The following is a 13,685-nucleotide window of genomic DNA, read 5'->3' on the forward strand; positions in this document are numbered from 1 at the left end:
GGCCCCTGTTGGAGCGGGGTCGGCCGTTCGGCTTTCGCTTTCCGGCCTTTCCGACTCTATCAGATTCGTTTCGTTCCGTTGCCGGTCCGAATTTGCTTCCGATTCCCCGTCGGAGGGGGCTGCCTTTTGGCTATTCCGACTTTATCAGAAGTGCTGCGGTCGAATTAAATCGACCGGGGCTTCCGGTAAGTGGTCGGTTGCGCTTCGCCGATATGGAAATTCCTGCCGAAGCGGAGAAGAGACTAACCGTCGCGGATGAACTTGTCCAGTTCGTTGCAACCGTTCGAATCTACCTCCCCCTGCTACCCGTGTCAACGGGTTTCTGGGGCGGAGAGGAGATTAGCAGGTCAGCGGGGCTCGACGCACATCAGGCGGCGGTCGGGAGGGTGGCGTCGCGGTCGGTGGCGTCGACATCGCCGGTCGCTCCCACTCGTACGGCGCGGCCGCCCAGCACGTAGACGTACAGGAGGAATGCCAGCTCGACGGCTGCGCCGATGCCGATGCGAGCCCAGGTGGGCAGGCCGGAAGGGGTGATGAAGCCTTCGAGGGCGCCGGATACGAAGAGGACCGCGGCGAGGCCTATGGCGACTCCGAGGGCGGCGCGGCCCTCCTCCGCCAGGGCCGTACGGCGGGTGCGCGGGCCGGGGTCGATGACGGTCCAGCCCAGGCGGAGGCCGATGCCGGCGGCGATGAAGACGGCGGTCAGTTCGAGGAGGCCGTGCGGAAGGATCAGGCCGAGGAAGGTGTCGAGGCGGCCGGCCGAGGACATCAGGCCGATGCCGATGCCCAGGTTGAGCATGTTCTGGAGAAGGATCCACAGGACGGGGAGGCCGAGGAAGGCGCCGAGGACCAGGCACAGGGCTACGGCCTGGGCGTTGTTCGTCCATACCTGGGCGGCGAAGGAAGCGGCGGGGTGGCTGGAGTAGTACGTCTCGTACTGGCCACCGGGGCGGGTCATGGCGCGGAGTTCCTCCGGGGCGCCGATAGCCGCCTGGACCTCGGGGTGGGCGGCTATCCACCAGCCGATGAGGGCGGCGACCACGGTGGAGAGGATCGCGGTGGGGATCCACCAGTGCCGCAGGCGGTAGAGCGCGGCGGGGAAAGCGGTGGTGAAGAAGCGGACGGCATCGCGCCAGGAGGCCTTGCGGGCGCCGGTGACCGTGCTGCGGGCGCGGGCCACGAGCGAGGTCAGGCGGCTGGTCAGCGCCGGGTCGGGGGCGCTGGAGAGGAGGAGCGAGAGGTGGGTGGTGGTGCGCTGGTAGAGGGCCACCAGTTCGTCGGCCTCGGCACCGGTGAGGCGGCGTTTGCGGTGCAGGAGGGCTTCGAGGCGGTCCCATTCGGCTCGGTGTGCCGTGATGAAGACATCGAGGTCCATAGGGGGTCGCTCCTCGCAGCGCCGTGGGTGAGTGCCGGGTCAGCTTGGCAGACTGGCCGTGTCCGGCTGCGGGGTGGGCGGAATTTCGGGGATCGAGAAGGAGTGGGGCACGGCGTGAGTGAGCTCGTAACGGGTGAAGCGGTGGTGCTGGGACTGCGGCCGGCCAGGTTGCCGAGCCGGGGGCTGGCGGTGGCGGTGGATGTGGCCATGGCCTGGAGCATCTACATCGCGGTGTCGATGCTGCTGGTGAGTGCGACGTCGTCGATGGACAGCGCGGCGATGGCGGCGGTGTCGGTGGCGACGTTCGTGCTGGTGCAGGTCGGGATACCGATCGCGGTCGAGACGCTGAGCCATGGCCGTTCGCTGGGGAAGGTCATGTGCGGACTGCGGGTGGTTCGGGCGGACGGCGGGCCGATCCGGTTCCGGCATGCGCTGGTGCGGGGCGCCCTGGGGGCCATCGAGATCGTGCTGACGTTGGGGGTGGTGGCGGCCATCGCCTCGTTGGTCTCGGCGCGGGGGCGTCGGATGGGGGATGTGTTCGCCGGGACGTTGGTGATCCGGGAGCGGATGCCCGCGGCGGAGGTGGGGAGTGCGCTGCCGCCTCCGCCTCCCTGGCTGGCGGCGGAGCTCGGGGCGCTGGATCTGTCGCGGGTGCCCGATGGGTGGTGGCTGACCGTGCGGCAGTACCTGACGCGGATGGGGCAGCTGGATCCGCAGGTCGTTACGGCGATGGCGGGGCGGCTGGCGGAGGACCTGCGGGGGTTCACCGGGGTGCCGGGGCCGGCGGGGATACACCCGGCGGCGTATCTGGGAGCGGTGATCGCGGAGCGGCAGGCTCGGGAGGCGCGGCGGACGTTCGGGGCGTCGACGGGGGCCGGCGTGGCCGCTCCCGGGCACGGGGATGCGGGGGCCTGGACCGGCGCGCCGTCGGTGGCCGGTGTGTCGGCGGGGGTCGCCGAGGAGACGGGGGCGTCCGGACCTGCGGTGGCAGCGAGGGGGGACGGGGTGCCGGTGCCGGGTGGGGCCTGGGCGTTGCCCGGTGGGGGTGGAGCCGAGGCGGTCGGGGCCGGGGGGACGGTGCCGGCCGCGGGCGGCGCGGGGGTTGTGGGACCGCCGGTCGGCGAGGGCGGCGGTGGCGCGGGGATCGGCGACGCGGGTGGGCGGCCGCCGGGTACGGGGTTTGCTCCGCCGGTGTGAGGTCGGCGGCCGTCGCGGACGTGGCGTCGGGCGGCTGCCGGACGCCGGGTGCGGGCGGTGGTGCGGCGCGGGGCCGTGGTGGTCAGGTGAACGTCGACGGCGGCGATTCGAGGGATTCGAGTTCGATGCCGGGCGCCGACAGGACTACGTCGCCGGTGAGGTGGACGGTGTGCTGCTCGCCGGTTTCGAGGTCGTTGACCTGGTATTCGTCGGCGATGAGGGGGGCGTTGTCAGTGGCGTGTGGTGTGCTGGCGAGCAGGGCCCAGGACTGGTCGAGGGTGCGGGGGGCGAGGACGGGGGGTGTGAAGGCGACGAGGCGGGTGCGGATGGCGCCGCCGCCGAGGGTGGGGCGCAGCAGCCGGGCGGTGGCGATGAGGAACGCGGGGGACGCGCCGGTGAAGGCATGGGCGGGGGCGTTGCCTTCGGTGGCGTGTTCGCCGGTCGGGTCGGTGCGTACCCAGGTGACGCCGTCCAGGGCGGCGCCGCGGACCTGCCAGGCGGAGGCGTGGAGCTCCAGGCGGATGGGGCGGCCGAGGTCGTCGAGGGTGAGGTCGACGGAGCCGATGTGGTCGCCGGAGGGGTTGGTGATCTGCGAGACGTAGCGCCAGCCGGAGGGGCCGGTGGCGCAGTGGAAGTGCTCTTCACCGAGGGGGGCGTGATCGTGCGGGTCGTGGAGGGAGTAGTGGCCGCGGGGCATGGGGGTGCAGTCCTTCGAGCGGCGGCCGGCGGGTGGGGTGGCCGGCAGGTGGGGGTACGGGTGGGTGCGGGGTTCTTACGGGCCAGGCCCCCGCCGTGAGTGGCGAGGGCCTGGGGTTACCGGTTGCTGTGGGAGTGCGCCGGGCGATCAGGGGTGCTGATCAGCCGTGGGCACGCCCGGGCTCAGTAGCGGTAGTGGTCGGGCTTGTACGGGCCCTCGACCTGGACGCCGATGTAGGCGGCCTGCTCCGGGCGGAGCTCGGTCAGCTTGACGCCCAGGGCGTCGAGGTGGAGACGGGCCACCTTCTCGTCGAGGTGCTTGGGGAGCACGTAGACGTCGGTGGGGTACTCCTCCGGCTTGGTGAACAGCTCGATCTGGGCCAGCGTCTGGTCCGCGAAGGAGTTGGACATCACGAAGGACGGGTGCCCGGTGGCGTTGCCCAGGTTCAGCAGGCGGCCCTCGGACAGCACGATCAGGACCTTGCCGTCCGGGTGGGTCCAGGTGTGGACCTGGGGCTTGACCTCGTCCTTGACGATGCCGGGGAGCTTGGCGAGCCCGGCCATGTCGATCTCGTTGTCGAAGTGGCCGATGTTGCCGACGATCGCCTGGTGCTTCATCCGCGCCATGTCGGAGGCAAGGATGATGTCCTTGTTGCCGGTGGTGGTGATGAAGATGTCGGCGGTCTCGAGGACCTCGTCCAGGGTGGTGACCTGGTAGCCGTCCATCGCGGCCTGCAGGGCGCAGATCGGGTCGATCTCGGTGACGATGACGCGGGCGCCCTGGCCGCGCAGGGACTCCGCGCAGCCCTTGCCGACGTCGCCGTAGCCGCAGACCACGGCGGTCTTGCCGCCGATCAGGACGTCGGTGGCGCGGTTGATGCCGTCGATGAGGGAGTGCCGGCAGCCGTACTTGTTGTCGAACTTCGACTTGGTGACGGCGTCGTTCACATTGATCGCCGGGAAGAGGAGGTCGCCGTCGCGGTGCATCTCGTAGAGACGGTGCACGCCGGTGGTGGTCTCCTCGGTGACACCGCGGATCTCGGAGGCCAGGTTCGTCCACTTCTGCGGGGCCTCGGCGAGGGTGCGGGTGAGCAGCTCCAGGATGGCGCGGTGCTCGTCGCTCTCGGCGGTCTCGACGGCGGGGACCTTGCCGGCCTTCTCGTACTCGACGCCCTTGTGGACCAGCAGGGTGGCGTCGCCGCCGTCGTCGAGGATCATGTTCGGGCCGCCGGTGGGCGAGTTCGGCCAGGTCAGCGCCTGCTCCGTGCACCACCAGTACTCGTCGAGGGTCTCGCCCTTCCAGGCGAAGACCGGGATGCCCTTGGGGCTGTCCGGCGTGCCGTCGGGGCCGACCGCGATGGCGGCCGCGGCGTGGTCCTGGGTGGAGAAGATGTTGCAGGAGGCCCAGCGGACCTCGGCGCCGAGGGCGGCCAGGGTCTCGATCAGGACGGCGGTCTGCACGGTCATGTGCAGGGAGCCGGTGATGCGGGCGCCGGCCAGCGGCTGGGCGGCGGCGTACTCCTTGCGGATCGCCATCAGGCCGGGCATCTCGTGCTCGGCGAGGGTGATCTCCTTGCGGCCGAAGGCGGCGAGGGAAAGGTCGGCGACCTTGAAGTCCTGGCCGGTGGCTGCTGTCGTCATGCGGGCTGCTCCTCGAGCGTCGAGGTGGATGGGCTGGCAGTCTGCGGCGCGGGCCGGGGCCCAGCTTGAGCTGGGGGAAGAGCGTACGCGGAAGCGGACACACCTCTCCCCTGGCCGCAGCGCAGTCCGTCGGAGGCCCTCTCTCCCTCGGCCGGTCCGCGGGGCGGGCCGCCCGACCGCCATCAGCAGCGACGTCTGGCACTGGTCACGAATCTACACCGATCGGCCCAGTGAACCCCAGCCCGGATGGGCCGATTCGGTGCGGTCCCGGCCACGGAGGGGTGCGGCGACGGGCGCGTGGCGGCCGGAGCGGGGGGCGGCGGCGGACGGGTCCGGGTGGCCACAGGCCGGGTTGTCAGGGGGGTTTGCCCGGGCCGGGACGTCATGCAGGATGCCTGGAGCGCGCGAACACCGGAACGTCTGTACGACGGCGCGCTTGTGCGTAAGGAGAACCACGTGACGACCAGTCCAGCCGAGGCGCCCCGGGGTGCGGGGCGGGGCGGGCAGGGGCTGAAGCTGCTCGCAGTGACCGCCTGCCCGACCGGTATCGCCCACACGTATATGGCCGCGGAGAAGCTGACCCGGGCCGCCGAGTCGCTCGGCCACGAGATCAAGGTGGAGACGCAGGGTTCCATCGGGGCTGAGAACGTACTGTCTGACAACGATGTCAGAGATGCCGACGGGATCATCATCGCCGCGGACAAGGACGTCGACCGGAGCCGGTTCGTCGGCAAGAGGGTGCTGGCGGTCGGCGTGGCCGAGGGCATTCACCATCCCGAGCGGCTGATCGAGCGGGTGCAGAGCGCGCCGGTCCACGGGGACGAGGGGGCCGGCGGGTCCGGGGCGGCCGCGGCGACGGGGGGCGGCAAGGAGCGCAGCGTCGCCTACAAGGCGCTGATGAACGGGGTCAGTTACATGATCCCGTTCGTGGTGGTCGGCGGTCTGCTGATCGCGGTCTCCCTCGCGCTGGGCGGGCATCCGCAGGCCGACGGCGGGCTGGTGATCCCGGACGGTTCGTTCTGGAAGCACGTCAACGACGTGGGGGTCATCGGCTTCACGCTGATGGTGCCGATCCTGTCCGGCTACATCGCCTATGCGATCGGCGACCGGCCGGCGCTGGTGCCGGGCATGATCGGCGGCTGGATCGCCAATACGGGTGCGCTGTACGACTCCAAGGCGGGCGCGGGGTTCATCGGCGCGATCGTCACCGGCTTCCTGGCCGGCTATCTGGTGCAGGGGATCAAGAAGGTCAAGGTCCCCGGGTTCGTCCGGCCGATCATGCCGATCATCGTGATCCCGATCGTGGCGACGACCACGCTCGGGCTGTTCTTCGTCTACGTCATCGGTAGGCCGATCTCCTGGGTGTTCACGCACCTCACCAGCTGGCTGGGCGGGATGACCGGGTCGAGCGCGATCCTGCTCGGCGCGCTCCTCGGGCTGATGATCGCGTTCGACATGGGCGGTCCGGTCAACAAGACCGCGTTCCTGTTCGGCGCGGGGCTGATCGCGTCCGGCAACCAGACCGTGATGGGCATGTGTGCCGCGGCGATCCCGGTCATGCCTCTGGGGCAGGGGCTGGCCACGCTGATCCGCCGGCGCCTGTACTCCGAGCAGGAGCGGGAGACGGGCATGGCGGCGCTGTTCATGGGGGTGTTCGGGATCTCCGAGGGCGCGATCCCGTTCGCCGCGGCGCGGCCCGCGCAGGTCATCCCGGCGAACATGCTCGGTGGCGCGGTGGCCGGTGCGGTCGCGGGGATGGCCGGGGTGACGGACGCGGTGCCGCACGGCGGGCCAATCGTGGCGGTGCTGGGTGCGGTCGGCGGGGTGCCGACGTTCTTCCTCGCCGTGGTGGTCGGGGCCGTGGTGACGGCGCTGACGACGGTGGCGCTGGTGGACGTCGCGGAGCGGAGGAAGGGCGGGGCGGCGCGGGCCGGTGCCGCTGTTGCCGCCGCCGCGGTGGTGGAGCCGGTGGTTGCCGGGGTCGGTGCCGGGGTGGGGGCCGGTGCCGAGGTGGGCGCCGGTGCCGGCGTGGCGGCGGAGTCCGGCGCGGCCGTGAGCGCGGAGCCTCGTACGGCTGTGGCGGGCGAGGGCGCCGCTGGTGACACCGACGGCGGCGCGGCCCGCACCGAGGTCCTGTCCGGCTATCTGACCGAGCGGACCGTCAAGCGGCGGCTCGTGGCCGGCGAGAAGGAGGCCGCGATCCGCGAGATGGCCGAGCTGGCGGCCGGCACCGGCAGGGTGGCGGACGTGGACGAGCTGGTCCGGGTGGCGCTGGCGCGGGAGGCGCAGGGCACCACCGGGCTCGGTGAGGAGATCGCCATCCCGCACGCCAAGACGGACGCGGTGACCGCTCCGGTCGTCGGCTTCGCGCGGTCGGCGGACGGTATCGACTGGGGTGCGCCGGACGGGACGCCCGCCACGCTGGTCTTCCTGATCGCGGTGCCTCAGGAGGCGGCCGGCGATGAGCATCTGCGCATCCTGGCGCTGCTGTCGCGGAAGCTGATGGACGGCGACTTCCGGGCCCGGTTGCGGGGCGCCAAGGACGAGGCGGCGATTCTGGGGGTCCTGGGGGAGATCCACTAGGGCGGCGCAGGCCCAGGCCGACGGCCGAGCGCCGCCCGGCACGGCGAAGGCCCCCGCGCTCCTGGGGAGTGCGGGGGCCTTCACCGTGGCCTGGGGCCGGGCCGGGCGGTGCTCAGTCGTCGGCGGGGGTCTTCGCCGGGTCGGCGGGGGTTGCGGCGGCCGCGGTCTCGTCGTAGATGTCCGGTTCCAGGTAGATGACCCGGGCGATCGGGACGGCCTCGCGGATGCGGGCCTCGGCGGCGTCGATGGCCTGGGCGACCTGGGCGGCGGTGTCGTCGTTGCGTACCGCGATCTTGGCGGCGACCAGCAGCTCCTCGGGGCCGAGGTGGAGCGTGCGCATGTGGATGACGCGGGTGACGACCTCGCCGTCGACGACGGCCTCGCGGATCTTGGCGACCTGCTCGGGGCCGGCCGCCTCGCCGAGCAGCAGCGACTTGGTCTCGGCGGCCAGGACCAGGGCGATCACCACCAGCAGCGCGCCGATGCACATGGTGCCGATGCCGTCCCAGACGCCGTTGCCGGTGGCCAGGGTGAGGCCGACGCCGCCCAGCGCGAGGACCAGGCCGACCAGTGCGCCGAAGTCCTCCAGCAGGACGACCGGCAGTTCGGGGGCCTTGGCGCGGCGGACGAACTGGGCCCAGGTCTGCTTGCCGCGCAGCTCGTTGGACTCCTTGATGGCCGTACGGAAGGAGAAGCCCTCGGCGATGATCGCGAAGACGAGTACGCCGACCGGCCAGAACCAGTTGTCCAGCTCGTGCGGGTCGTGGATCTTCTCGTAGCCCTCGTAGAGGGCGAAGACGCCGCCGATGGTGAACAGGACGATGGAGACCAGGAAGCCGTAGATGTAGCGCTCGCGGCCGTAGCCGAAGGGGTGCTCGGCGGTCGCCGCGCGCTTGGCCTTCTTGCCGCCGAGCAGCAGCAGACCCTGGTTGCCGGAGTCCGCGACGGAGTGCACGCCTTCTGCCAGCATCGAGGACGAGCCGCTGAAGGCGAAGGCCACGAACTTCGCTGCGGCGATCGCCAGGTTGGCGCCCAGCGCCGCAACGATCGCCTTTGTCCCGCCTGATGCGCTCATAGGTGCCGCATGTCCCTTCCGTCGACGGGGCTCGCCGCTTTACCGCCCCTTTAATTGCCGTGCGGCGGTCATTGTTGCAGCCCGGCGGCGGGCGGCCGCCACGAGGCCACCTGCCGGACGGATCGTGCTCCTCGGCCCTGCCTGCCCGTGCCCCGCGCGGCTACGCCCCTACGCCACGACCGTCGCGCGGAAGAGGGTGCCCTCCCCGGAGAGCGTGAGCTGCTCGTCGGCCGGTACGAACGCGGACTCGCCGGGTGCCAGGGTCAGCTCGGCCCCGGTATCCCCGGCTGCGCCGTGCAGGTGGACCGTGCCCGCCGTGCAGAGCAGGATCTGCGGCGTACGGGAGTGCAGCGGGCGCGGTGCGGCGCCGGGGGCCAGGACGAAGCGGGAGAGCCGGAACTCGTCGACGGGGGTCTCGTAGGTCTCCTCCCCGTCGACCGCCTCGGGGCGCAGTACGCCCGGGTCGCCGGCCTCGAAGCGGACCACCCGCAGCAGTTCGGGTACGTCGACGTGCTTGGGGGTCAGGCCGCAGCGCAGCACGTTGTCGGAGTTGGCCATCAGCTCGACGCCCAGGCCGCTGAGGTAGGCGTGCGGGATGCCGGCGCCGAGGAACAGCGCCTCGCCGGGCTGGAGCCGGACGTGGTGGAGCAGCATGGCGGCGAGGACGCCGGGGTCGCCGGGGAAGTGGTGGGCGAGGCCGGCGTAGGCGGCGTAGGCGTCGGCGTGCTCGCCGCCCTTGGCGGCGAGCTGTTCGGCGGCGAGGGAGGCGCGTTCGACGGTCCGGGCGATCGCGTGGTGCTCGGCGCTCAGGACGGCGGTGAGGACCTCGCGCAGCGCGTCCTCCTCCGGGCTGGCGCGCAGGATGTCGACGTACGGCTTGAGGTCGTCGACGTCCAGGGCTTCGAGGAGGTCGGCGGTCTGCGCGGGGTGGCGGAAGCCGCACAGGCCGTCGAAGGGGGTGAGGGCGCAGATCAGCTCGGGCTTGTGATGGGCGTCCTTGTAGTTGCGGTGGCCGGCGCCGATCGGGACGCCGCGCCGCTCCTCGTCGGCGAAGCCCTCCTCGGCCTGGGCCAGGTCGGGGTGGACCTGGAGGGAGAGCGGCGCGCCGGCCGCGAGGACCTTGAGCAGGAAGGGCAGCCGGGGGCCGAAGGTGCGGACGGTGTCGGGGCCCAGTTCGGCCTCGGGGGCGGCGTCGATCACCTCGGCCAGCGAGACGGGGCCGGCGCCGCGGTCGATGCGGGACGGGGCGCCGGGGTGGGCGCCCATCCACAGCTCGGCCTGGGGTTCGCCGGTAGGCGCGGTGCCCAGGAGCTCCGGTATGGCGGTGGTGGAGCCCCAGGCGTAGGGGCGCACGGTGTTGGCGAGGCGGTCCATGGGGCTGTTGCTTCCTTACGGGTCGTACGTGACCGTATGGGTCGTACGTGGTGGACGGGGTGTTCGGCCGCGGCGGCCGCGCGGCCGGCCGTCAAAGGTCACTCGGTGCCGGCGAGCGCCAGGTAAACGGCACCGAAATCTGCGATGGCGAGGAGTTCCGCGGCCTTCTCCAGATCGCTTCCGCTGTCCGGTTGCAGCTCGCTGACGGCGGTGTCGCGCTCCTCGGCGAGGGCGTGCGCGGCGGTGGTGGCGGAGAGCGGTCCGGGCTCTTCCTCGCGCAGCAGTACGACCCTGGCGTGCATCGCCGCGGGTTGATCGACCCGGTCGCGGAAGAAGTCGTCGGGGTCGGCGCCGGCGGCCAGCGCGCCGGCCAGCAGGGTGCGGTGGGTGGTGAGCGCCTCGGGAAGTTCGGCGGCGAGGGCGGGGCGGCCGGCGAGCCCGGCCAGTTCGGTGGCGAAGTGCCGGCCGACGGCGCCGGCGATGGTGCCCTCGGTCCAGATCAGCGGGAGCGCGTCGGCGAGGTCGGCGGCCAGTGCCTTGGCGGGGTTGGTGTAGGTCGGGATGGCCGGGCCGCAGCGTTCGGCGATCTGGTCGAGGCGGTCGGCGAGTTTGCCCAGGGCGTCCGGTGGGGCGCTGAGCAGGCCGATCCGGTCGGCGAGCGCGAGCAGCGGGATCAGCACCGACCAGAGGGTGCCGGGGGCGGCCGGGGGTGCGCCCTCGACGTCGAATTCGGCGTCGTAGGGGGTGGTCGCGAGCGGGACGGCGAGGCCGCGGGCCTGGATGACGGCGTCGTAGAGCGGGCCGCCGGCGGGGGTGACGGCGACGACGGAGCAGCCGCGGCGGTAGGCCTGTTCGACCAGTTCGGCGAGGCCGGGGTCGGCGGCGTCGGGCCCGGCGAGCAGCAGCAGGTCCAGGGGGCCGGCCCAGCCGGGCAGCGTCCAGCGCAGCGCTCCGGGCAGCGGGGCGACGCCGGTGGGCTGGATGAGGCTGACCGGGCTGCTGCCGCCGCTGAGGGCGCGCAGGAGGTCGGCGACGCCGGCGGCGGCCGGGCCGGGGCCGGCGACGAGGACGGCGCGCGGCCGCCCGTCGGGCGACAGTTCCGGGATGCCGGATTCGGCGGCGCTGCGGGCGGCGGTGCGGACCCGGGCGCCGGATTCGGCGACGCCGCGCAGCAGACCGAACCGGTCGGCGCCGGCCAGTGCGTCGGGGGTGTCGAGGAGTGACTCGTCGAGCATGGTGGGCGCGGCCTCCGATCGCCGGTGCGGGTGGTGCCGGGCGGTGCCGGGCCCGCGGACCCGGCGGGCCCGGGTCAGGCGGGGCGGCGTGCTTCGTCGACGAGGAGTACGGGGATGCCGTCCCGGACGGGGTAGGCGAGGCCGCAGTCCCCGGAGGTGCAGATCAGCTCCGCGGGGTCCGCCTCGGTCCGGTCCTGAAGCGGGGCGTGGCACGCCGGGCAGGCGAGGATCTCGATCAAGCTGGCTTCGACCGGCATGGAGGGTGCTCCTTCGGGGTGGGTGCGGCGTGGCCAGCGTACCGCCGGACGGCATGGGCCGGCCTGCCCGGAGGGGATCGGCGGTGGTGGGGGCGGGGGCGTGCGCCGCCCGCCACACCACCGGAGCCGGCCGGGCCTCCGGGCTCCGCGGGCTCAGCCGCGGATGATCGCCAATGCCTCGTCGCGGACCCGTTCGGCGGTCGCGGTGTCGCGGGCCTCGACGTTCAGGCGGAGCAGCGGTTCGGTGTTCGAGGGGCGTACGTTGAACCACCAGTCGTCGGCGGTGACGGTCAGGCCGTCCAGTTCGTCGAGGGTGACGCCGGGGCGGCCCTCGTAGGCGGCCCGGATCGCGGCGAGGCGGCCGGCCTGGTCGTCGACGGTGCTGTTGATCTCGCCGGAGGCCGCGTAGCGGTCGTACTGGGCGACCAGCTGCGAGAGCCCGCCGTCCTGGCCGCCGAGGGCCGCCAGGACGTGCAGGGCGGCGAGCATGCCGGTGTCGGCGTTCCAGAAGTCGCGGAAGTAGTAGTGCGCGGAGTGCTCGCCACCGAAGATCGCGCCGGTCTTGGCCATCTCCTCCTTGATGAAGGAGTGCCCGACGCGGGTGCGGACCGGTGTGCCGCCGTTCTCCTTGACGACCTCCGGTACGGACCAGGAGGTGATGCAGTTGTGGATGATCGTCCCGCCCGGGTGCTTGGCCAGTTCGCGGGCGGCGACCAGGGCGGTGATCGCGGACGGGGAGACGGGGTCGCCGTTCTCGTCGATGACGAAGCAGCGGTCCGCGTCGCCGTCGAAGGCCAGGCCGAGGTCGGCGCCGACCTCGCGGACCCGCGCCTGGAGGTCGACGATGTTCTTGGGGTCCAGCGGGTTGGCTTCGTGGTTCGGGAAGGAGCCGTCCAACTCGAAGTACATGGCGTCGAGTTCGAGGGGCAGTCCCGCGAAGACGGTGGGGACGGTGTGGCCGCCCATGCCGTTGCCCGCGTCCACCACGACCTTCAGCGGGCGGATGCCGGACAGGTCGACGAGCGTGCGCAGATGGGCCGCGTAGTCGTCGAGGACGTCGCGGCGGGTGACGGAGCCGGTGGTGGCGGCCGGCTCGGGGGCGCCTTCGGTGGACCAGCGTTCGACCAGCGCGCGGATCTCGGCGAGGCCGGAGTCCTGGCCGACGGGGGTCGCGCCGGCCCGGCACATCTTGATGCCGTTGTACTGGGCCGGGTTGTGCGAGGCGGTGAACATCGCGCCGGGCAGCCCCAGGGAGCCGCTGGCGAAGTACAGCTCGTCGGTCGAGCACAGGCCGATCTCGGTGACGTCGGCGCCGCGGGCCGCCGCGCCGCGGGCGAAGGCGCCCGACAGGCCGGGCGAGGAGGGCCGCATGTCGTGCCCGGTCACGATCGCGTCCGCGCCGGTGACCTCGACGAAGGCCGCGCCGAACAGCTCCGCGAGCGATTCGTCCCACTGGTCGGGGACCACACCGCGCACGTCGTACGCCTTCACGATCTGCGACAGATCAGTCACAGCCAGCCCTCCTGTGGAGTCTTTGGGGTGGCTCCAACCTACCGGGCGGGCCGTTGCGGGGGCCCGGGGATCCCCTTGCGTCGCGCGGGACGATCGGATGCGGCCGGACAGACCCTAGGAGTCCGGCCCTAGGAGTCCGGCGAGCGCAGGACTCGCAGATGGCCGCGGCGGGCGACCTCCATGGGGCGGCCGTCGCGGTCGCCGGGGGGTGGTGAGCCGTCGCCGGCGGCGCGTTCCTGGGGGCGGGCCGCCTCGCGGACGGCGTTGGCCAGGGCTTCGAGGTCGTCGCCGCTGGGGCGGGCCGGGCCGGAGTCGATGGCGAGGCGGACGACCTCCCAGCCACGGGGCGCGGTCAGCCGCTCGGAGTGCTCGGCGCACAGGTCATAGCAGTGCGGTTCGGCGTAGGTGGCGAGCGGTCCGAGCACGGCGGTCGAGTCCGCATAGACGTACGTCAGCGTTGCGACGGCGGGGCGGCCGCACGCAGTGCGCGAACAGCGACGTACAGGGCTCACGACGTTGGACGGTACCGCACTCTTGAGCGGGCCGCGACGACTCTCCCCCGGCTCACCCAACCGTGTCGTCCCGCTTCGTCCGATGCGTCTGACCTGCACCCGCTCGACCTGTCCTGGGTCGGGCGGGCCGCGGTGGGCGGCAGGCGGCGATGAAACCCGTCACCACTCCATGCATTTCCGGCCATTCCGGGCGAGTTCCGCGATCTGATGCGGGGCCGCAAACGAAAG

At 72.5% G+C, this 13,685-nt stretch carries 11 protein-coding genes; 2 read left to right on the forward strand and 9 right to left on the reverse strand.

The annotated features are described in order from the left end of the window. Nucleotides 1-367: 367 nt before the first annotated feature. Nucleotides 368-1,375 carry a stage II sporulation protein M gene (locus tag ACZ5XZ_RS31315; RefSeq protein WP_468984124.1) on the reverse strand — a complete coding sequence of 336 codons (1,008 nt, stop codon included), beginning with the start codon at nucleotides 1,373-1,375 and terminating at the stop codon, nucleotides 368-370. A 114-nt stretch (nucleotides 1,376-1,489) separates the two neighbouring features. Between ACZ5XZ_RS31315 and ACZ5XZ_RS31320 the strand changes: the two genes are divergently transcribed. Next, complete coding sequence (locus ACZ5XZ_RS31320; protein ID WP_468984130.1) at nucleotides 1,490-2,572, forward strand: RDD family protein; 1,083 nt, start codon at nucleotides 1,490-1,492, stop codon at nucleotides 2,570-2,572. An 82-nt stretch (nucleotides 2,573-2,654) separates the two neighbouring features. On the opposite strand, the gene ACZ5XZ_RS31325 is transcribed toward ACZ5XZ_RS31320, so the two are convergent. Next, the gene (locus tag ACZ5XZ_RS31325) at nucleotides 2,655-3,269 is read right to left on the reverse strand and encodes a hypothetical protein (protein ID WP_468984132.1); all 615 of its coding nucleotides are present in this window, start codon (nucleotides 3,267-3,269) and stop codon (nucleotides 2,655-2,657) included. Nucleotides 3,270-3,451: 182 nt separating this feature from the next. Continuing rightward, nucleotides 3,452-4,909: an adenosylhomocysteinase gene (ahcY, locus tag ACZ5XZ_RS31330; protein ID WP_468984134.1), complete on the reverse strand. Its 1,458-nt coding sequence runs from the start codon at nucleotides 4,907-4,909 to the stop codon at nucleotides 3,452-3,454. Nucleotides 4,910-5,434: 525 nt separating this feature from the next. Here ahcY and ACZ5XZ_RS31335 point away from each other — a divergent pair. Beyond that, a complete protein-coding gene (locus ACZ5XZ_RS31335) occupies nucleotides 5,435-7,492 on the forward strand; it encodes a fructose-specific PTS transporter subunit EIIC (protein WP_468984345.1) in 2,058 nt (685 codons plus the stop codon). Between the two features lie 112 nt (nucleotides 7,493-7,604). Here the strand turns inward: ACZ5XZ_RS31335 and ACZ5XZ_RS31340 are convergent, their stop codons facing one another. The 6 genes from ACZ5XZ_RS31340 to ACZ5XZ_RS31365 all read right to left on the reverse strand — a co-directional run bounded on the left by ACZ5XZ_RS31340 (nucleotide 7,605) and on the right by ACZ5XZ_RS31365 (nucleotide 13,517). Next, complete coding sequence (locus tag ACZ5XZ_RS31340) at nucleotides 7,605-8,567, reverse strand: cation diffusion facilitator family transporter (protein WP_468984136.1); 963 nt, start codon at nucleotides 8,565-8,567, stop codon at nucleotides 7,605-7,607. A gap of 168 nt (nucleotides 8,568-8,735) precedes the next feature. Then, nucleotides 8,736-9,941: a mannose-6-phosphate isomerase, class I gene (gene manA / locus ACZ5XZ_RS31345; RefSeq protein ID WP_468984139.1), complete on the reverse strand. Its 1,206-nt coding sequence runs from the start codon at nucleotides 9,939-9,941 to the stop codon at nucleotides 8,736-8,738. A gap of 98 nt (nucleotides 9,942-10,039) precedes the next feature. Then, entirely contained in the window at nucleotides 10,040-11,176 is a 1,137-nt protein-coding gene (locus tag ACZ5XZ_RS31350; RefSeq protein WP_468984141.1) for an SIS domain-containing protein, read from the reverse strand. Nucleotides 11,177-11,250: 74 nt separating this feature from the next. Continuing rightward, on the reverse strand, nucleotides 11,251-11,433 hold the full coding sequence (locus ACZ5XZ_RS31355) for a Trm112 family protein (RefSeq protein ID WP_468984144.1): 183 nt from the start codon (nucleotides 11,431-11,433) through the stop codon (nucleotides 11,251-11,253). A gap of 153 nt (nucleotides 11,434-11,586) precedes the next feature. Beyond that, nucleotides 11,587-12,945: a phosphomannomutase/phosphoglucomutase gene (locus ACZ5XZ_RS31360; RefSeq protein WP_468984147.1), complete on the reverse strand. Its 1,359-nt coding sequence runs from the start codon at nucleotides 12,943-12,945 to the stop codon at nucleotides 11,587-11,589. Between the two features lie 128 nt (nucleotides 12,946-13,073). After that, a complete protein-coding gene (locus ACZ5XZ_RS31365) occupies nucleotides 13,074-13,517 on the reverse strand; it encodes a DUF3499 domain-containing protein (protein WP_384433044.1) in 444 nt (147 codons plus the stop codon). Between the last annotated feature and the right edge of the window lie 168 nt (nucleotides 13,518-13,685).

The organism is Streptomyces sp. NPDC033270 (assembly GCF_055576575.1).

What these genes read in the sequence shown, in the direction of transcription:
- ahcY (WP_468984134.1), bottom strand. Translation starts at nt 4,909, where the DNA reads ATGACGACAGCAGCCACCGGCCAGGACTTCAAGGTCGCCGACCTTTCC.
- ACZ5XZ_RS31315 (WP_468984124.1), bottom strand. Translation starts at nt 1,375, where the DNA reads ATGGACCTCGATGTCTTCATCACGGCACACCGAGCCGAATGGGACCGC.
- ACZ5XZ_RS31340 (WP_468984136.1), bottom strand. Translation starts at nt 8,567, where the DNA reads ATGAGCGCATCAGGCGGGACAAAGGCGATCGTTGCGGCGCTGGGCGCC.
- ACZ5XZ_RS31325 (WP_468984132.1), bottom strand. Translation starts at nt 3,269, where the DNA reads ATGCCCCGCGGCCACTACTCCCTCCACGACCCGCACGATCACGCCCCC.
- manA (WP_468984139.1), bottom strand. Translation starts at nt 9,941, where the DNA reads ATGGACCGCCTCGCCAACACCGTGCGCCCCTACGCCTGGGGCTCCACC.
- ACZ5XZ_RS31350 (WP_468984141.1), bottom strand. Translation starts at nt 11,176, where the DNA reads ATGCTCGACGAGTCACTCCTCGACACCCCCGACGCACTGGCCGGCGCC.
- ACZ5XZ_RS31355 (WP_468984144.1), bottom strand. Translation starts at nt 11,433, where the DNA reads ATGCCGGTCGAAGCCAGCTTGATCGAGATCCTCGCCTGCCCGGCGTGC.